Source organism: Streptomyces sp. NPDC091287, assembly GCF_044768525.1.
Classification (GTDB): Bacteria; Actinomycetota; Actinomycetes; order Streptomycetales; family Streptomycetaceae; genus Streptomyces.
The window spans coordinates 1-17,427 of record NZ_JBIVUV010000022.1 but is presented as its reverse complement, the minus strand read 5'-3'; the positions used below and the strand labels follow the sequence as shown (position 1 = coordinate 17,427).

Sequence of the window (17,427 nt, the reverse complement as noted above, 5' to 3'; positions counted from 1 at the left end):
CGGGCGGTGAGCGCATCGTCGTGGCGAGCACCCCCCTGCGGATCTCGCTCGGCGGAGGGGGCACCGATCTTCCCTTCTACGCCGACCGGTTCGGCGGTGACGTCCTCTCCGTGGCGATCACCCTGCGCGCGACCGTCACGGCGCGCCGGGGACGGGTGGACGACCGGATCAGGTTCACCCACGACGAGACGAGCCTGTCCGAGGACGCCACGGCACTGCACTCGCCGTACGTGGCCGAGGCCCTGGACATGACCGGCCTGACCGGCTCCTGCGAGATCACCTCGTCCGGCCCCGTCCCGGCCGGCACCGGCCTCGGCAGTTCGGCCGCTTTCACCGTGAGCCTGCTGGCCGCGCTGCGGCGGCTCGCGGGCGACCGCGACGTCACCGGCGCCACCGCCGAACTCGTCGAGCAGGCCTGGCGACTGGAAGCCGTCCGCCTCGGTCGGCCGGTCGGCCGTCACGACCCGTACGTATGCGGGCTCGGCGGTCTGCGGAGGCTGGTGATCGACCCCGACGGCACGACCGAGGCGCAGGTGCCCGACGTCCCCGCCGACACTCTGCGCGCCCTGGAGGAGCGTCTGCTCCTTCACTACACGGGCCGCAGGCGGGACAGCGCCGCTCACCTCGCCCCGCCGTCCATCGGGCTGGCCGGGCGCATCGACCGGCTGCACCGCACGCGGTCCGTGGGCGGGGAGATGCTCACGGCCCTGCGGAAGGGCGATATCGACAGGGTGCCGGTCCTGTTGAGGGAACACCAGCGGATCAAACAGGGGGACGACAGCGGCCGGGCCCACGGGCTGGAGACCGCCCTCGCGCACGGCGCGACGGCGGGCAAGCTCGTGGGCGCCGGCGGTGGTGGCTTCCTGCTGACCTTCGCCGAGCCCGACCGTCACGAGGCCCTCGATTCCGCCATGAGCGCCATCGCCATGCCCCGAGTCCCCTTCCGGTTCTCCCGCGGCGGTACGGCTGTCACCGAGATCAGTTACGACATGGAGGAGACCTTCGTATGAGCCTGACCGAGACCCTGACCGAGACCCTGATCGAGTCGCGCCTCCCCGCTACGCCGGACCAGGAGCCCGGTGCGTCCGCCCACTCCACCCGCTTCATGGAGGTGCTGGCGGCCGTCGCCTCCCGCGTGGACGTGGCGATCATCGACCGCATCGCCCACCGGCTCGCCGAGGTCAGGGAGGCGCAGGGGCGCCTGTTCCTGCTCGGCGTGGGCGGCGGGGCGGGCAACGCCACCCACGCGGTCTGCGACTTCCGTAACCTCGCCGGACTCGACGCCAACTCCCCGACCGACAACGCGGCGACCCTCACCGCCTCCATCAACGACCGGGGATGGCGCAACGCCGTGGCGGAATGGCTCCGGTGCAGCAACATCGGCCCCCGGGACGCCGTGATGGTGTTCTCCGTCGGAGGGGGCAGCGAGGAGCCGGCGGTCAGCGTCAACCTGGTGGAGGCACTGCGCCGGGCCCACCAGGCCGGCGCCTACCTGACCGGGGTGGTAGGGCCCGACGGCGGGGAGACCGCCCGGCTGGCCGACGACTGTGTCCGGGTCCCCGTCGAGGAGCGCGACTTCCGTACCACCCACACCGAGATCTTCCAGTCCGTCGTGTGGCACCTGCTCATCACCCACCCGGCGCTGGCCAGGACCCGGCCCCGCTGGGAGACGCTGTGCCGCTAGCCGTACCTCCGGCAGCCCTCGTCCTCGACCGCGACGGAGTCCTCAACGAGCTCTGGTACGAGGCTGAGTTCGGCACGGTCGACTCACCCCACCAGCCACGGCAGGTCACCCTCTGCCGTGGCGCCGCGCAGGCCGTACGGATGGCCAACGCGGCCGGGGTCCCCGTCCACGTGGTCTCCAACCAGCCGGGCGTCGCCAAGGGCAAATGCAGCCCGCGGCTCCTGCTGGCCGTGACACGGCGGCTCGTCGAGTTGCTGGCCGACGAGGGCGCCCGGCTCGACGGCGTCCACTACTGCCTGCACCACGAGTCCGCGTCCGTGGAGCGGCTGCGGGGCGACTGCCCCAACCGCAAGCCCCGGCCGGGCCTGCTCGAGGAGCTCTGCCGCACGGAACGCCTCGAACCACAAGACTGCTGGTTCGTCGGCGACACCCCGCGCGATATCGAGGCAGGCCGGGCCGCCGGATTCCGTACCGCCTGGGTCGGCACCGTCCGCTGCGACGTCTGCCCCACCCGTCGCGCGGCCCGGCCCGACATCTCCGCCACCGATCTCACCAGCGTGATCAGTCAACTCCTAGGGAGCCGAACGTCATGAAGATCTTCCTCGACAGCGCCGACGAACTCCAGATCAAGTTCTGGTCCGGCCAGGGTGTCCTCGACGGTGTCACCACCAACCCCCTCGTGCTGCTGCGCGACGGGGTGACGGACCCCGAGCGGGTGCTGACCGAGCTGGCCCGGCTCACCGCTCCCGGTGTGTTCCACGCCGAGGTCACCCACGCGAGCGGTCCGTTCCTGGTGTCCGAGGCCCGGGCACTGTCCTCCATCGGCGACAACGTGGCGGTCAAGGTGCCCGTCCTCACCCCGGAAGGCGAGTCCTGCCTCGCAGAGATCAGCGAACTCTCCCGGGCCGGTGTCGTCGTCAACACCACCGCCTGCCTGACGCTCGGTCAGGTCGTGCTCGCGGCCAAGGCCGGGGCCCGCTACCTCAGCGTGCTGGTGGGCCGGGTCGACGACGAGGGCGGGGACGGGGCACAGGTCCTGGCGAAGGCCCGCGAATGGCTCGACCGGTGGGGGTACGAGGCCGAACTGATCGCCGCCAGCCTGCGCGGAACCGCGGACGTGATGCGGGCGATCGACGCGGGCGCGCACTGCGTGACGGTGCCGCCCGCGGTCCTGGCCAAGCTTGTCGACCACAAGTTCTCCCGTCACACCGTCCGGGAGTTCCTCGAAGCCGCCGAGACCACCAACGCCGCCTGAACGGCGTACTTCCCGGCGGACCACCTCCGTGGTTCCGCACCCATCGGCCGGCAGGCCCCGCAGGACGCAGGAAAGGAACACTCGTGAGCGAGCTCACCAGGCCCGACTACATCTGGTTCGACGGGGCGGTACGCCCCTGGTCGCAGGCGACCGTACACGTCTGGTCGGAGGTCGTCCTGAGGGCGGCCAGCGTCTTCGAGGGGATGCGTGGCTACTGGTGCCCCGAGGAGTCCCGGCACTACTTCCTCCACGCCGACGCGCACGTCCAGCGGTTGAAGGAGTCGGCCCGCGTCGTGCGCATCCCCAACGACCTCACGGTCGAGGGGGTGCTGCGCGGGGTCAACGAGATGGTCAGCGCCCTCGGTTACCGCGAGGACGTCTACATCCGCCCCACGCTGTACCTGGAGCGCGGCCGGTACACCAACGACGCCGACATCTCCGACACCGGATACTTCATGCCGGTGTTCCCGGTCCCGCGCAGCGAGACCATCACCACCGGCCAGTCCGTCATCGTGTCCTCGTGGCGTCGCTCGGGCGACGACACCGCTCCGCCGCGGGTCAAGGCGGCCGCCAACTACTACAACCTGCGCCTCGCCCGGCTGGAGGCGGAGGCGGCGGGGGCGGACGAGGCGATCCTGCTGAACGCCGCGGGCAAGGTCGCCGAGACCGGTGGGGCCGCCGTCTTCCTCGTCCGCGGTGGGCGGGTCGTCACGCCGGCCGTCAGCGAGTCCATCCTCGACAGCATCACCCGCCGCAGCGCCATCGAACTCCTCCGTGAGACGGCCGGAATCCAGGTGGAGGAACGCCCGGTCGATCGCACCGAGCTGTACCAGGCGGACGAGGTCTTCCTCACCGGCACCCTGTGCGAGATCACTCCGGTGGTCTCCGTGGACCGGCTCGCCGTGGGCTCCGGTTCGCCGGGCGCGCTCACCAAGGCCCTCCAGGACGCCTACTACGCGGCCTGCCGCGCGGGCGGAGGCGACCAGCGCGGCTGGCTCACCCCCGCCGAGGCCGTGGTGCCGGCCCGATGAGGCATCTCAGGCGGGACGAGGACGCGCCCGGCACCGGTGCGCTGCGACTGCTGTGGCGCGAACTGCGGTCCACGCGCGACGACATGGTCCGGGCCCGTTCGCTGTGGCCGGGCCCGGCGGGGCGGGGACTCGCCCGGTCGGCCGTCCGCTACCACTGGCTCCTCGCCACCGGCCGGAACGGCACCGCACGGCGCCGCAGCCTGCGGTTCGGCCGGGACGGTACGGATGTCGTCTGTCACTTCCGCGACAACCCCAGCGACCTGTACGTACTGCGGGAGATCTTTCTCGACGAGATCTACCGGTTCCCCTACGAGGAACACTGCGGCGGGTCCGTTCGCCGGATCATCGACATGGGCAGCAACATCGGCCTGTCACCGCTCTACTTCGCGCTGTCGTACCCGGACGCGGGCATCGCCGCGGTCGAGCCGGTCGCGGAGAACCTCGAACTGCTGCGGGCCAACCGCGAAGGCAACCGGTCCGACTGGCAGGTGCTGCAGGCGGCCGTGGCCGACCGGCCGGGCACCGTCACGCTCTACCCCAGCGGCTGGTGGTCGTCCAGTTCCACGGTGCGCTCGGTCGCCGAACAGCGCAGCTCCCATCCGCACCGGCCCGAGAGCCGACTCGTCCGGCCGGCCGTGGAGGTCGAGGCGGTCGCCGTGCCCGAGGTCTTCGAACGGGTCGGCTGGGACCGGGTGGACATCCTCAAGATGGACATCGAAGGTGCCGAGGAAGCCGTTCTGCTGGCGGACGACACCTCCTGGCTCGACCGGGTCGGTGTGCTGGCCGTCGACATCCACGGCAAGTACGTGGACCGGCTCTCCCTCGTCTCCGCCCTGGCGGCGCACGGTTTCGTCCAGGCCGCCGAGTCCGGCCACCACTCCGCGGTGTTCGTCCGCGCCCCCGGGGGCCGTCCGGGCGACCGCCCGGATCCGACATGAGAAAGGAGGGGGTACCCGTGCCCGCGCAACCCCCTGTGAACGCCGGCCTGTTCGGAGCGGTCCGCACCCCGCCGCGCGCCATCCTGTTCGACGCAGGTCTGACCCTCATCCACGCCGACGGCGACGTGCTCCTGGAAGAGCTCGCCCGGGACGGACTCGGCGCCGGACTGTCGGCCCGTACGGCGGTGACCGCCCTGGTGCTGGCGGCGGAGGCGCGCCACCTGCCGCTGCCCGTCACCCTCGACGGCACCGACAAGGTCGTCCGGAGCTGTGCCCTGCACCTCGGCCTCGACCCACTGCTTGCCGCTCCCTCGCTCCGGCGGGCTCTGGAGCGCGAGGACCTCTACCGGGTGCTCGACCCCGAGGCGCGGGAGACCCTGCGCGCCCTGCGGGCCCAGGGCATCACCATCGGCGTGATCTCCAACTCCGCCGGCACGGTCCGCGACGACCTGGAGCGGTACGGCCTGCTGGAGTACACCGACGCCGTGTTCGACTCCACCCACGTGGGCGTCGAGAAGCCGGATCCGTCCATCTTCCATCAGGCCCTCGACGAACTGGGCCTGGACGGTGGGGACTGCTGGTACGTGGGCGACGGCCTGATCAACGACGTGCTGGGCGCCCTGGGCGCGGGCTTCGCCCTCGGAATCCTTTACGACCCCTTCGGCGCCGGCGGACACCTGCCGGCCGTGCCCAGGATCACCCGGCTGACCGAACTGGTCGGCTGGACCGGGCGGAGTACCGCCGGGCAGGAGGCCGGACGGCACGACAGCGCCACCAGCAGCGCGGACGCGCTCGCCGTCCTCTGGGACCCCGAGGCGCGTGCCAGCAAGCCGCTGTGGGAGTTCACCGTGCCGCTGGCCCGCGCCGTACTGTCCGGACTGCGGGAAGCCGCGGACCGGGCGGGTCTCCGTTCCGGGCTGGAGCACACCCTGACCGGGTTCAGCATCACCCCCGCCGCCCCGGGGGCCCGAGCGGCCCTGCTCGGCCGGATCCTCCAGGTGCTGAGCGTCTGCGGTCCCACCCCGTCGCTCGATGCCGCTCTGAAGGAATTCGGTTCGACCGCGGCCGCCCGACTCGTGACGGGCGAGGAGTGGAAGCCCGACCACGAGGCGACGGAACCTGCCCCGGTGCGGACACCACGTTCCCGGAGCACGGAGGGCGGCTGGGACCTCACCGTCGTCGTCGACTTCCGGGCTCTGCCGCACGAGGTGGCCCGGCTGCGCAACGTCCGGGCGGTGTTGCGCGCACTGTCGGACCAGACTCTCGCCCGTGACGCCTACCGGGTGATCGTGGTCGAACAGGACGCGCGGCCGCGTAACCGCCCCGCGGTCGAGGACTGGGCGGATGCATACGTCCATGCGTCCAACGCGGGTCCGTACAATAGAAGTTGGTCCCACAACGTCGGCGCAGTGCAGGTTGCCGGCCGCAGCCGGGTGCTCTGTTTCCTCGACGCGGACGTCCTGCCGCCCCGGGACCTGCTGGAGCGGATCGCCGACGCGGTCACCGACGTCACTCCGGCTGTGCTCGCCTACGAGCGAGTGGTCTGCCTCGACGAGGGGAGTACCCGAGCAGTCCTGGTGGACCGTTTCTCCGGAGAGGCCGCTCCTCGCCCCGAGCGCCTGCGCGGCTATCACCTCCACCCCACCTTCGGCGGCTGCGTCGCGGTGACCGACACGCTCTTCCACCGGATCTCCGGTTTCGACGAAAGCTTCGAAGGCTGGGGTGACGAGGACAACGACTTCTACCACCGGGCCGCAGCCCATGGCCATGACCGGCTCACGGGCACGCTGTACCACCTCCACCACGGCCGACCGGACATGGAGCGCCCCCCGGTGGACGTCGTCCGCCGCGAACGCGCCCCGGTCGCCGTTATCGGCAGTCCCGACCTCTACGCGGAGACCACACCATGACGCACATCCTCTTCGTCCGGCACGGCCGGACCGCCCACAACGTCGCCATGGTGATCACCGCGGCGGCTCCCGGAGCCCCGTTGGACGAGACGGGCCGCGCCCAGGCGCGGCAGCTCGCGGACGAGCTGGTCGGCGAGAACGTCGAGGCGATCTACACCAGCCCGTTGACCAGGGCCGTGCAGACGGCGGACATCCTCGCCGACGGGCTCGGGGCCGGCAGACCCCGGGTCCACCCGGGGCTCCGCGAGTGTTCCGTCGGTGACCTGGAGGGAAGCTCGGGCCCGGAAGCCTTCGCCGAGTTCGACGGCGCGATAGAGAGCTGGCACCTGAGGTCCGCCCTCGAACTCCCGCTGGGACCCCGGGGGGAGAGCGGCACCGCCGCGGTGCGGCGCATCCGCGAAGTGACCGCCGAGATCGAGGCCCGCCACGAGGGAACCGTCGTCGTCGTCAGCCACAGCACCGTCCTCCAGATCGCGCTGCCGAACCTCTGCGCGAACCTTCCCGCGTCGTACGGGCACCGCCGGTGGATCGCCAACGCCGGATACGTCGAGACACGGACGACCGAGGCCGGACTCTCCTGCGTCACCTGGTCGGGCGCGGCCCTGGAGGCCGTGTGAACCTCCCGCCCGCGTCCACCACTTCCGAGCTTCGCAACGCATTCCCTGAGGAGACTGACCCCATGAACGAGCACACCACTGACGTCCCTCCGGTGGAGGTTCACTGCCACGGCTTCGGTGACGTGGACTTCTCCGACTTCCGCAAGGTCGACCTGGCCCGGCTGGACGACTGGTGCGCGAGCGAGGCCGTCCAAGCCCTGCCCACGATGTACCTGCGGCGCGACAAGCTCGGTGAGTTCGAGGAGTTCGTCCGCCGGTACGACGCCATGCGCAAGGACGGGCTTCTCCCGCACATACCGGGCATCGCTCTGGAGGGCCCCCTGCTGGCCAGCCACGGCGGCACCCCCGCCCAGACGGTGTGGGCACCGAGCCGGAGCGAGTGGTCCCGGCTCGCCGCGCTCGGAGAGTTCGGCCTGAAGTACACGGTGATGTCCCCTGACGCCTTCCGGCAGGGTTCCACGCTCCACGACGCTCCGGAGGCCCGTGAGGCGGGCTTCGACTGGATTCTGCCCGAACTGCTCGCGCACGGAGTGCGCCCCGCACTCGGCCACTTCACGCGGCAGGACCCGCGTGCCGGCGCGGAGCTGGCCGCGGAGATGGTGGAGATCGCCTGGCAATCGGAGTTCGGCGGCAGCGGCGCCCGGGTGGTCACCGACCATCTGTTCAACGACATGCCGCTCACCATCCGGCACGCCTTCCGGAGCACTGCGGCCCGCCGCGAGCGGGACCGCGTCATCGCCTCGTACGACCTGCCGGGGTGGAGCCTCGACGCGCTGGACACGATCGTCGGGCCCGTCCCCGCCACGATCATGCGCGAAGCGGCTCGGGGCCGCGTCGCCGCCTGCATCAACTTCGACGGCGAGCACGTCGACCTCGCTATCGCCACCCGCGCCGTACAGCTCATGGGCATTCCCCACTCGATGATGATGACCGACCGCTGTGACTCGGCCCGGCTGGGCGGCCAGGACCTGCACCGCACGGAGGACAACGGCCTCTGGTACCAGAACGCGGGCATCGTCGCGGCCGGTTCGCAGCCGCTGGCCCGTCAGATGGCCAATGCTCTCGGGCAGGGCCTGACGGAACCGGAAGTCCGGATGCTCGCCGGTGGCACCGCCCACCGGGCCTTCGGGCTCACCACGACGGCCCCGCAACTCGTTCCCGCGGGCCGGCGGTGACTCCATGCCGGTAGGCAGCGCCGTCCCGTGCGGAGGCACCGTGCCCGACCCGCTGATCTGCCTGTGCGCCCGGGTGCCCGAGAGCGAGCTGATCCAGGCCGCCCTGCGCTGGCCGGGAGACCCGGTGGCGGTCGGTGAGGCGACCGGCGCCGGGTCCGGGTGCGGCGACTGCATGGAAGAAGTAGAAGAGATCGCCGCGCTGTCCATGGCCGGTGACATCGCGGGCCAGGGAGAGGGGGCGGGATGCCGGACGTGAGTGGCGGACGGAACGGGGCGGAACGGGGGAGCGCGCTGCGCAGCGTCGCCTCCTCCGACTCCCCGAAGGGGCCGGAGGAGGCGACGCCGCGTTCGGTACGTGACCTGCTCGGGCTGGTCGTGGACGGTCCCGCCGGCGGGGACGAAAGCCCCCGGGAGACTCTGCGCCGCACCCTGGAGGAGAGTGCGGCGGAGACCGGGCGGGCCGCGGACCGTCTGTACGAGGCGCGGGAACGACTGGTGAGGCTGTCCCGCCGAGCCCTGGTCTCCGTGGCCGACCGGACCCACGGCGGTCCGGCCGAAGGAGTCCAGGGCCGGCAGGAGGTCGAGGAACTGCTGGACGGCCTGCTGGCCGGATGCGAACAGGAGCTTCTCGCCCTGCGCCTGGGCCCGGGGCCGGACGCGGCAGGGGTGAACCTGGCCCCCGACCGGCTGCGTGCGAGCCTGCGGCGCGGCGTGCGGATCACGATGGTGGGCGACGCCGTTCCGCCCGGCCACCCGGCCCGGCTCCGCCGGCTGTCCCGGCTGCGGGAGGAGGGCGCGCGCGTGCGTGTGCGCGTGAGCGAGACCACGTCACTCCGGGTCGCGGTGTTCGACCGGACCACCGCGGTCCTGGTGGCCGCCGAGCGGCCGGAGGCACTGGTCCTGCGCGACGCCGCCTTCAGCCACGGCCTGACCGGTCTCTTCGAGAGCTGCTGGGAGAGTGCCCTGCCCGTGCCCGGCCCGGCTTCGGTCGATCGTGCCGGGCCCTTCGAGGCCCGGCACCGGGCTGTACTGCGCCTGCTGGCCTGCGGTGTCAAGGACGAGGCGATGGCACGCCGTCTAGGGATCTCCCGGCGGACGCTGACCCGCGTGATCGCGGAGATCATGCGGGAGCTCGGCGTGGAGAACCGTTTCGAGGCGGGGGCCAGAGCCGCGAGGCTGGGCCTGTTGGGTCCGGCGCCGGCTCCCCGAGGGTGGTCGCGTGCCCGTGGGTGAGGTCGGGGATTCCCAGGTCGTGGTGGCCGGAGCGGGCCCGGCCGGCCTCGCGACCGCCCTGCTGCTGGCCCGCGGCGGTGTCCCCTGTCAGGTGCTGGAGGCGGCGGAGGGCCCGAGTGAGGCCACTGGCCCGCACAGCGGCAGCCCCCGTACAGGGCAGCCGTACGTCTACTCGGGCCGCTTCCGGCGGCGGCTCATGGAACGGCTCCCCGATGTCTACGCCGATCTGCTGGACCAGGGCGCCCAGACCTTCGACACGGACGGGTCTCCGGAGGAGCCATCCCCGTACGGCGACCTCGCCGGGCGCGAAGGGAAGGCAGTTCAGGGGGACCGGCTCTCGCTGACCTGCCCGGGGCCCGTGGTGACCGCCGCGCTCGCCCGCGCTCTCGCGGTGGAACCACTGGCCCGGGTGCGCCACGGGGACCGGGTGCGCGGCCTGCGTACGGAGGGCGATCGGATCACGGGTGTCAGGCTGACCGGTGAGACGGTCGAGGCGAGCACCGTGGTGGACGCCCTGGGCAGGAGCTCTCCGCTCGCCCCGGACTTCACCGTGCTGGTCGATGAGTTCGACTGCGGGGTGATGCACTCCACGCGCCTCTACCGGACGGATCCCGCGGACCGACCGCCCTCCACCGCCGGTCGGGTGATCAAGTTCGAGGGCGAGGCGTTCAACGCCCGCGTTCTGTCCCAGGGGCCCGACACCTTCGCCGTCACCTTCCGCTATCTGGCGGGGGACCGGGTTCTCGAGCGGCTGGCGGCACCGGAGGGCTTCTCCCGGGCGCTCCGCCTCCTGCCCGGAATCGGCGACCGGGCGGCGATCGCCGTTCCAGCCGGTGCCATCATCAGCGGGATCGACCCGCCGCTGCTCCTCAGGTGCCTGGACGACCAGGCACCGGCTGGGTATCTGCCGGTGGGGGGCGCCCTGTGCGCGGTCGATGCCGAGTCGGGGTCCGGGGCGGCACTGGCTCTGGAGGGTGCGACCCTCGTGGCGCGGGCGCTGGCCGCACCGGTGGGCGGCGCCCCCGACGCATCGCTCAGCGCCTTCGCCAACGGGCTGTTGCGTCATACGTATGAGCGTTCGGCCCGGCGGAGCATCGTGCGGACCCGCCTCTGGGAAGCCGCGGCCATGGCGCTGGACCCGGCCGCCCGGTCCGGCCCGGACGCTCGCTTACCCACGCGCGCGGCGATGGCGGACGCCCTCCTTCTGTGAGAGAGCGTCAGCAGCCCCCGCGCCATGTTCTTCCCGGCCGCCCCGGCCGGGAAAGCCGGCGGCCACCTGTTGGTCCGCCGGGACCGGATCAACCACCAAGGAGACAGATGCTTCGCATCGCTGTGCTCACCTCAGGGCGGGGCACTTTGCTCCGCTACACGATCAGCGCCTGCTACGACGGGGTGGTGGACGGGGAAGTGGTGGCGGTGGCCACCAACCGCGATTGCCCGGCCCTGGACGTGGCGCGCAAGGCAGGGATCAGCACCACGGCCTCGTACCCGGAGACCAGCTACGGCTCGCCGGCCGAGCGGGACGCCGCGATGGCGGCCGACGTGCTCGAAGCTGGTGCGGACTTCGTCCTGGTGGGCGGCTACACGGACGTTCTCGACGCGGCGTTCCTGAAGCACTTCCCGGACCGGGTGATCAGCGTCTACCCGACCATCCTCCCGGCCTTCGGGGAACTGGACGAGTCGATCGGCCCGGCACTCGACTACGGGGTCAAGAGCCTGGGCGTGACCATTCACCTCCGTGACCCGCACTCCCTGTCCGACGGCCCGATCATCGCGCAGATCCCCATACCGGTGGAGGTCGACGACACCATCGAGTCCGTCACTCCGTACATCGCTGCGGTCGAGCGGGAGCATCTGCCCCTCGTCATGCAGGCGTTCGCCGAGGGGCGGGTGATCAGGGAAGGCCGCAAGGTGCGCGTGGTCGCTCCCCAGCGCAGGGCCTGCTGAGCCCTGGGCCACTCGTGATCAGACCGCCGACGAGACGTTCGGAGAATTCGGCCACGGCTCTCTCCGGACGTCTCGTCGCCCGGCTGCGCGGCGCAGGATGGGCAGCCTCACGGTTCCGTCACGCGGGAAGGGCGTGCAGCTTCTTGCCGTGGAGGGCGAAGACGCGCTTGCCGTCGGTGGCCACCAGCCAGGCGTGGTAGTCGCCGGACTTGTCGTTGAACGTCCAGCGCAGGGCGCCGGTCTTCCCGTCGAAGGCGTGGACGCCGCCCTGCTTGTCGAGGTCGGTGGCTCCGTAGAGCGTGCCGCCCACCTTGACGAACTGCCGGGGCACCTGCCCGCCCGCGTCCTTGAGGGCCGTGGACTGCCAGATCTTCTTGCCAGTCCCCGGCTCGACGGCCCACAGCGTCCGGCCGCTGTCCGCGATGTAGAGCACGTCCTCCAGGAGGGTCGGCTCCCGGAAGGTGGTGAACTCCTCGGCCCGCACGGACCACTTCTCGGACCCGTCGGACAGCGCGAAGGCCTGGAGCCGCTGCCCCTGCGGGACGATCACCAGATCCTGGTGGACGACGAACGGCCCGTAGCTCGTCTTCGTCGTCTTCTGCGTCCACACCTGCTTGCCGGTGGCGGTGTCGCGGACCGTGAGGTTGTTCTTGAAGTCGGTGTAGACGAGATAGCGGCCCTGTACGGCGGCGTGGACGCCGTTCTGCTGGGTGCCGAGGTCGCGCTGTTCCTTCCAGGCGACCTTGCCCGTGCCGCTGTTCAGCGCGGCGATCACATTGGTGTGGGACGAGTGGTCGGCTTCGAGGATCTCGGCGATGACGTACACCTGCTCCGCGTCCACCGCGACCGGCCTCGGCTGCCGGTACTCCTTGCCGAGGCGGCTGCGCCAGGCCTCCTTGCCGGACCCCGGGACGTAGCCGGCGACGCTGCCGTCGTACTTCCCGCTCTCCAGGTACAGGGTGCCGTCGCCGAGCAGCAGCGGCGCCCCGGGCACCGCGCCGCCAGGCAGCGACCACCGCTCCTCGCCGGTCGCGCCGTCGAAGGCGGCCAGCGGATCACCGCTCGCGATCACCACGCCGTCCACGGCCACGAGCTCGTCGTTGTCCCCGTAGGTCTGCGCCGACGTCGACTTCGTCCACAGCGGCTCGGGGGCCTTGCCGTCCTCGGGCGCCTTCCCGTCCTCGGGGGAAGCGCTGCGCGGCGGCGGCGTGCTGCCTTCGCCGCCCGTCGCGAGCTCGTCCTCGCAGCCGATCAGCCCGGCTCCGAGCGCCGCCATCGTGATCCCGCCGCCCGCCAGTCGCAGGATGCGCCGCCGGGAAGATCTGCCGATCGTCGTGCCGAGTCCCTTGGACATGTCGCTGTACCCCCGTGGAGTGGTGTGTGCATCTGCGATGCGAGACGTTAGCGGTCGCCGGGCTTCACCGGTCGGGCCAGGGCGCGACCGGGACGACACCGTGAACGAACCGGAACATTCACCGGCCGGGGGCGGACTCGTGGTCAGCCGGCGCCGGACGATGTCAGCAGTTCCAGCTCCGTCGCCAGGTTGTGCCGGGCCCGCGCCTCCCACGCGGCCGCGCCGTGCGGGGTACGGAACAGCCTCGGCAGGTCGAGGAGTTGCCGCAGCACCGCCGCCCGGCCCTCCCGGAACGCCCCGTCCGGGACGAAGCCGTACTCCTCCCGGACCCGGGCCGCGTATGCCCCGTACTCCTGCGGGCCGCCCGCCAGGACCGCGAGGTCGGCGTCGCACAGGGCCTCGCCGTTGCGGTCGCCGTCCGCCGGGTCGTGCGTGACGGTGAGGCGGACCAGCCGGGCGACCTCCGCCACCACCGCCTCCGGCACCCCCGCCTCGGACAGCGCCCGCTCGGCGAGGGCGGCGCTGCGCTCCTCGTTCTCCGTCCGGTCGGGCCGGTACACCGCGTCGTGGAACCAGGCGGCGAGGCGTACCGCGTGCACGTCGTCGGCGTGCCCGGCGAGGGTGTCGACGCCGTCCAGGACGGCGGCCAGGTGGGCGGTCGTGTGATAGCGGCGCTGCGGCTCGGCCCAGCGGGCGAGGAGGTTCTCGGCGTACGGCAGCGGATCGGGGCCGTCGGCCCCGGCGCGCGCGGCGAGCAGCGTGTCGTGCCACCGGTCGCGGAGGGAAGTGGCGTCGTGCGGGTGGGGGCTGTCCGTCATGGGACGACTCTAGGACGGGCGGCACCACGACGACGCGGGGCCGCCCGTCCGGCCCCCGGACCGCCCCTTGTCGCCCTGCTGAACTGTCATTACCGTGCGCCGTGATGATGGATCTCAACGCGGATCTCGGCGAGGGCTTCGGCAACTGGACCCTGACCGACGACGACGCGCTCCTCGCCTGTGTAACGAGCGCCAACGTGGCCTGCGGCTTCCACGCGGGCGACGCCTCCGTGATGCGGCGGGTCTGCGACGCGGCGGCGGCCGGCGGGGTACGGATCGGGGCGCAGGTCTCCTACCGGGACCTGGCCGGGTTCGGGCGCCGGTCGATGGACGTGCCGCCCGCCGAGCTGACCGCCGAGATCGCCTACCAGATAGGCGCGCTGCGGGTCTTCGCGGAGGCCGCCGGGTCGACCGTCTCGTACGTCAAGCCGCACGGCGCGCTCTACAACCGGGCGGTCTGGGACGACGACCAGGCCGCCGCCGTCGTCGCGGGTATCCGGCTCGCGGGCGGAGACCTGGCCGTGCTCGGGCTGCCCGGATCGCGGCTGCTCGACCGTGCGGCCGAGGCCGGACTGCCCGCCGTTCAGGAGGCCTTCGCCGACCGCGCGTACACCCCGCAGGGCACCCTCGTCCCGCGCGGTGAGCCGGGCGCGGTGGTGCACGACCCGGACGACGTCGTACGCCGGAGTGTCGGCATGGCCGTCGAGCGGGCGGTGACCGGGGCGGACGGCAGCCGGATCCCCGTCTCGGCGCGCTCGCTCTGCGTCCACGGGGACACCCCGGGCGCGGCGGCCCTCGCCCGCCGGGTGCGGGCAGCGCTGGAGGAAGCGGGCGTCGAGGTACGGGCGTTCGCGTGAGCGCCGCCGACGCGCGCGATGCCCGCAACGCCGCCGACAGCGCCGAGCGCGCCGGCAGCGCGAACAGCGTCCCCGGCGCGCGCGATGCCCGCAACGCCACCGACAGCGCCGACAGCGCCGGCAACGCGAGCAGCGTCCCCAGCGCCCGCCCCCAGCCCCCGCCCGGCCCCCGCCCCGACTTCGCACCGGTGCGTGTCCTTCCCGCCGGGCCGCACGCGCTTCTCGTCGAGCTGGCCGACGGCGAGCACGCCGAGGCCTTCCACGCCGAGCTGCTCCGCCGCCGCGAGCGCGGTGAACTCCCCGCCGTACGCGAGATCGTCCCGGCCGCCCGCACCGTCCTGATCGACGGAATCCTCGACGGGGCCGGGGCCGGGGCCGGGATCGGGGGGCGCACGCCTGGGGCACGGGACCGTTTCGCCCGGGACCTCGCCTCGTGGCGGGTGGAGCCGCCGCGCCGCGAGGGGCGCGATCCGGTGGAGATCCCCGTCGTCTACGACGGCCCCGACCTGGGCGAGGTCGCCGCGCTCTGGGGCGTCCCGGCCGGGGAGGTGGCCGCCCTGCACTCCCGTATCGCCTTCCGGGTGGCGTTCTGCGGGTTCGCCCCCGGGTTCGGCTATCTCACCGGGCTGCCGGAGCCGTTGCACGTGCCCCGGCGCACGACCCCGCGCACCCGGGTCCCGGCCGGGGCGGTGGCCCTCGCCGGCCCCTACACCGGGGTGTACCCGCGCCCCTCGCCCGGCGGCTGGCAGCTCGTCGGGCGGATGCCGGACCCGGGGGCCCTGTGGGACCCGGCCCGGGAACCGGCGGCGCTGCTCACACCGGGGACGCCGGTCAGATTCGTGCCGGTGGGGGCGGAAGCGCCGCCCGCTCCCCGGGCGGGCGCTTCTCCGGTGGGCGACTCCCCGGCGGGCGCGTGACGCCGCCCGTCGGCTTCCGGCTGTACGTCGTCCGGGCCGGGGCGCTGACCACCGTGCAGGACGCGGGCCGGCCCGGCTGGGCGCACCTCGGGGTCGGGCGCGCCGGGTTTCTGGACGCACCCGCCGCCCGGCTGGCCAACCGGCTGGTGGGCAATCCGCCGGACGCCGCCGTCCTGGAGACCACGCTCACCGGGTGCGCGGTCCGCCCGGACCGGCCGGTCGTGGCCGTCGTCGGCGGGGCGGGCTGCCGGGTGACGGTCGACGGGCGGCCGGTGGCGTGGGGCGCGCCGGTGCGGGTGCCCGCGGGCGCGGTGCTGGACGCGGGCCCCGCCGTCAGCGGCCTGCGCGGCTACCTGGCGTTCGCGGGCGGGCTGGTGCCGGAGCCGGTGCTGGGCAGCCGTTCGGCGGACCTGCTCTCGGGGCTCGGCCCCGCCCCGCTCGGCGAGGGCGACGTGCTCCCGCTGGGCGATCCGGCGTCGGGCGGCCCGTTGCCTCCCGCCGGCCCCGTCCCCTGGCCGGGGACCCCCGCCGAGCTGGTGCTCCCGGTCCATCCCGGGCCCCGCCACGACTGGTTCACCGGGGCCGCGCTCCGTACGTTCCGCACCGCCGCCTACCGGGTCTCGCCGCACAGCAACCGCATCGGCCTGCGTACGGAGGGCCCGGCGCTGGAGCGGTCCCGTACGGGGGAACTGCCCAGCGAGGGCATGGTCCTGGGCGCGGTCCAGGTGCCGCCGGACGGCCGGCCCGTCGTCTTCCTCAACGACCATCCGACGACCGGCGGCTACCCGGTCATCGGCGTCGTCCCCGAAGGGGCCCTCGCCGCGGCGGCGCAGGCGGTGCCGGGGACCCGGCTGCGTTTCGTACGCGCGTGAGCGCGGCGGGACCGAAGGGGTCCCGCCGCGCTCCGACTCCGTACCTCGGGCTCACGCCCCCTTGAAGGTGCGCAGCCGCAGGGAGTTGCCGACCACGAAGACGGAGGAGAAGGCCATCGCCGCTCCGGCGATCATCGGGTTGAGGAGTCCGGCGGCGGCCAGCGGGAGGGCGCCGACGTTGTAGGCGAAGGCCCAGAAGAGGTTGGTGCGGATGGTGGAGAGGGTGCGGCGGGAGAGGCGGATCGCGTCGGCGGCGGCGTTGAGGTCGCCGCGGACGAGGGTGAGGTCGCCGGCCTCGATGGCGGCGTCGGTGCCGGTGCCCATCGCGAGGCCGAGGTCGGCCTGGGCGAGGGCGGCGGCGTCGTTGACCCCGTCCCCGACCATCGCGACCGAACGGCCCTCGGCCTGAAGGCGCTTGACCACGTCGACCTTGTCCTGCGGCATGACCTCCGCGTACACCTCGTCGATGCCGACCTCGGCCGCGACCGTCTCCGCCACGGCCCGGTTGTCGCCGGTGAGGAGGATCGGGGTCAGGCCGAGGGCGCGGAGCCGGCGGATGGCCTCGGCGCTCGTGTCCTTCACCGCGTCGGCGACCTCCAGCACCGCGCGGGCCTCGCCGTCCCAGGCGACGGTGATCGCGGTGCGCCCGGCGGCCTCCGCCGCCTTCTTCGCCTCGGCCAGGTGGTCGGGGAGACGGATCTCCCACTCGGCCAGGAGCTGTTCGCGCCCGACGAGGACGGCGTGGCCCTCGACGATGCCCTGGACGCCGAGTCCGGGGATGTTCTGGAAGTCCTCGGGGGTGGGGAGGGGGCCGGTGGT

General features: G+C 73.0%; 19 protein-coding genes. 16 read left to right on the top strand and 3 right to left on the bottom strand.

Annotation, left to right across the window (positions count from 1 at the left end):
• Nucleotides 1-20 precede the first annotated feature (20 nt).
• The 13 genes from ACIQRW_RS31615 (at nucleotide 21) to ACIQRW_RS31555 (ending at nucleotide 11,790) form a co-directional block, all read left to right on the top strand.
• Nucleotides 21-1,010: a hypothetical protein gene (locus tag ACIQRW_RS31615; RefSeq protein ID WP_403766803.1), complete on the top strand. Its 990-nt coding sequence runs from the start codon at nucleotides 21-23 to the stop codon at nucleotides 1,008-1,010.
• On the top strand, nucleotides 1,007-1,684 hold the full coding sequence (locus ACIQRW_RS31610) for a hypothetical protein (protein WP_403766800.1): 678 nt from the start codon (nucleotides 1,007-1,009) through the stop codon (nucleotides 1,682-1,684). Before ACIQRW_RS31615 ends, ACIQRW_RS31610 begins: the two co-directional genes overlap by 4 nt.
• On the top strand, nucleotides 1,675-2,277 hold the full coding sequence (locus tag ACIQRW_RS31605) for a D-glycero-alpha-D-manno-heptose-1,7-bisphosphate 7-phosphatase (protein WP_403766797.1): 603 nt from the start codon (nucleotides 1,675-1,677) through the stop codon (nucleotides 2,275-2,277). The genes ACIQRW_RS31610 and ACIQRW_RS31605 overlap by 10 nt, the downstream gene beginning before the upstream one ends.
• Nucleotides 2,274-2,939: a transaldolase family protein gene (locus ACIQRW_RS31600; protein ID WP_403766794.1), complete on the top strand. Its 666-nt coding sequence runs from the start codon at nucleotides 2,274-2,276 to the stop codon at nucleotides 2,937-2,939. Before ACIQRW_RS31605 ends, ACIQRW_RS31600 begins: the two co-directional genes overlap by 4 nt.
• A gap of 83 nt (nucleotides 2,940-3,022) precedes the next feature.
• The gene (locus ACIQRW_RS31595; RefSeq protein WP_403766792.1) at nucleotides 3,023-3,970 is read left to right on the top strand and encodes an aminotransferase class IV; all 948 of its coding nucleotides are present in this window, start codon (nucleotides 3,023-3,025) and stop codon (nucleotides 3,968-3,970) included.
• Nucleotides 3,967-4,908 (top strand): FkbM family methyltransferase, encoded by a 942-nt coding sequence (locus ACIQRW_RS31590; RefSeq protein WP_403766789.1) that lies wholly within the window; start codon nucleotides 3,967-3,969, stop codon nucleotides 4,906-4,908. The genes ACIQRW_RS31595 and ACIQRW_RS31590 overlap by 4 nt, the downstream gene beginning before the upstream one ends.
• A gap of 17 nt (nucleotides 4,909-4,925) precedes the next feature.
• Nucleotides 4,926-6,818: an HAD-IA family hydrolase gene (locus tag ACIQRW_RS31585; protein WP_403766786.1), complete on the top strand. Its 1,893-nt coding sequence runs from the start codon at nucleotides 4,926-4,928 to the stop codon at nucleotides 6,816-6,818.
• Nucleotides 6,815-7,435: a histidine phosphatase family protein gene (locus ACIQRW_RS31580; RefSeq protein ID WP_403766783.1), complete on the top strand. Its 621-nt coding sequence runs from the start codon at nucleotides 6,815-6,817 to the stop codon at nucleotides 7,433-7,435. The genes ACIQRW_RS31585 and ACIQRW_RS31580 overlap by 4 nt, the downstream gene beginning before the upstream one ends.
• A 62-nt stretch (nucleotides 7,436-7,497) precedes the next feature.
• Nucleotides 7,498-8,610 carry a hypothetical protein gene (locus ACIQRW_RS31575; protein WP_403766780.1) on the top strand — a complete coding sequence of 371 codons (1,113 nt, stop codon included), beginning with the start codon at nucleotides 7,498-7,500 and terminating at the stop codon, nucleotides 8,608-8,610.
• A 4-nt stretch (nucleotides 8,611-8,614) separates the two neighbouring features.
• A complete protein-coding gene (locus tag ACIQRW_RS31570) occupies nucleotides 8,615-8,866 on the top strand; it encodes a (2Fe-2S)-binding protein (protein WP_403766777.1) in 252 nt (83 codons plus the stop codon).
• Entirely contained in the window at nucleotides 8,854-9,843 is a 990-nt protein-coding gene (locus ACIQRW_RS31565; RefSeq protein ID WP_403766774.1) for a LuxR C-terminal-related transcriptional regulator, read from the top strand. The genes ACIQRW_RS31570 and ACIQRW_RS31565 overlap by 13 nt, the downstream gene beginning before the upstream one ends.
• Nucleotides 9,830-11,053, top strand: coding sequence for an FAD-dependent monooxygenase (locus ACIQRW_RS31560; protein ID WP_403766771.1), 1,224 nt, complete (start codon nucleotides 9,830-9,832; stop codon nucleotides 11,051-11,053). Before ACIQRW_RS31565 ends, ACIQRW_RS31560 begins: the two co-directional genes overlap by 14 nt.
• Nucleotides 11,054-11,160: 107 nt before the next feature.
• On the top strand, nucleotides 11,161-11,790 hold the full coding sequence (locus tag ACIQRW_RS31555; protein WP_403766768.1) for a phosphoribosylglycinamide formyltransferase: 630 nt from the start codon (nucleotides 11,161-11,163) through the stop codon (nucleotides 11,788-11,790).
• Nucleotides 11,791-11,908: 118 nt separating this feature from the next.
• Here ACIQRW_RS31555 and ACIQRW_RS31550 read toward each other — a convergent pair whose 3' ends face one another.
• Both ACIQRW_RS31550 and ACIQRW_RS31545 read right to left on the bottom strand, forming a co-directional pair.
• Nucleotides 11,909-13,144, bottom strand: a complete 1,236-nt coding sequence (locus tag ACIQRW_RS31550) for a PQQ-binding-like beta-propeller repeat protein (protein WP_403766765.1) — start codon at nucleotides 13,142-13,144, stop codon at nucleotides 11,909-11,911.
• Nucleotides 13,145-13,287: 143 nt separating this feature from the next.
• Nucleotides 13,288-13,962 (bottom strand): hypothetical protein, encoded by a 675-nt coding sequence (locus ACIQRW_RS31545; protein ID WP_403766762.1) that lies wholly within the window; start codon nucleotides 13,960-13,962, stop codon nucleotides 13,288-13,290.
• 107 nt (nucleotides 13,963-14,069) lie between these two features.
• Between ACIQRW_RS31545 and ACIQRW_RS31540 the strand changes: the two genes are divergently transcribed.
• From ACIQRW_RS31540 to ACIQRW_RS31530, 3 genes are all read left to right on the top strand, one after another.
• Complete coding sequence (locus ACIQRW_RS31540; RefSeq protein WP_403767174.1) at nucleotides 14,070-14,819, top strand: LamB/YcsF family protein; 750 nt, start codon at nucleotides 14,070-14,072, stop codon at nucleotides 14,817-14,819.
• A gap of 188 nt (nucleotides 14,820-15,007) precedes the next feature.
• Nucleotides 15,008-15,736: an allophanate hydrolase subunit 1 gene (locus ACIQRW_RS31535; protein ID WP_403767172.1), complete on the top strand. Its 729-nt coding sequence runs from the start codon at nucleotides 15,008-15,010 to the stop codon at nucleotides 15,734-15,736.
• Nucleotides 15,733-16,608 (top strand): biotin-dependent carboxyltransferase family protein, encoded by an 876-nt coding sequence (locus ACIQRW_RS31530; protein WP_403766759.1) that lies wholly within the window; start codon nucleotides 15,733-15,735, stop codon nucleotides 16,606-16,608. Before ACIQRW_RS31535 ends, ACIQRW_RS31530 begins: the two co-directional genes overlap by 4 nt.
• 51 nt (nucleotides 16,609-16,659) lie before the next feature.
• Here the strand turns inward: ACIQRW_RS31530 and ACIQRW_RS31525 are convergent.
• On the bottom strand, nucleotides 16,660-17,427 hold a 768-nt coding region (locus ACIQRW_RS31525; RefSeq protein ID WP_403766757.1), incomplete at its 5' end, for an HAD-IC family P-type ATPase.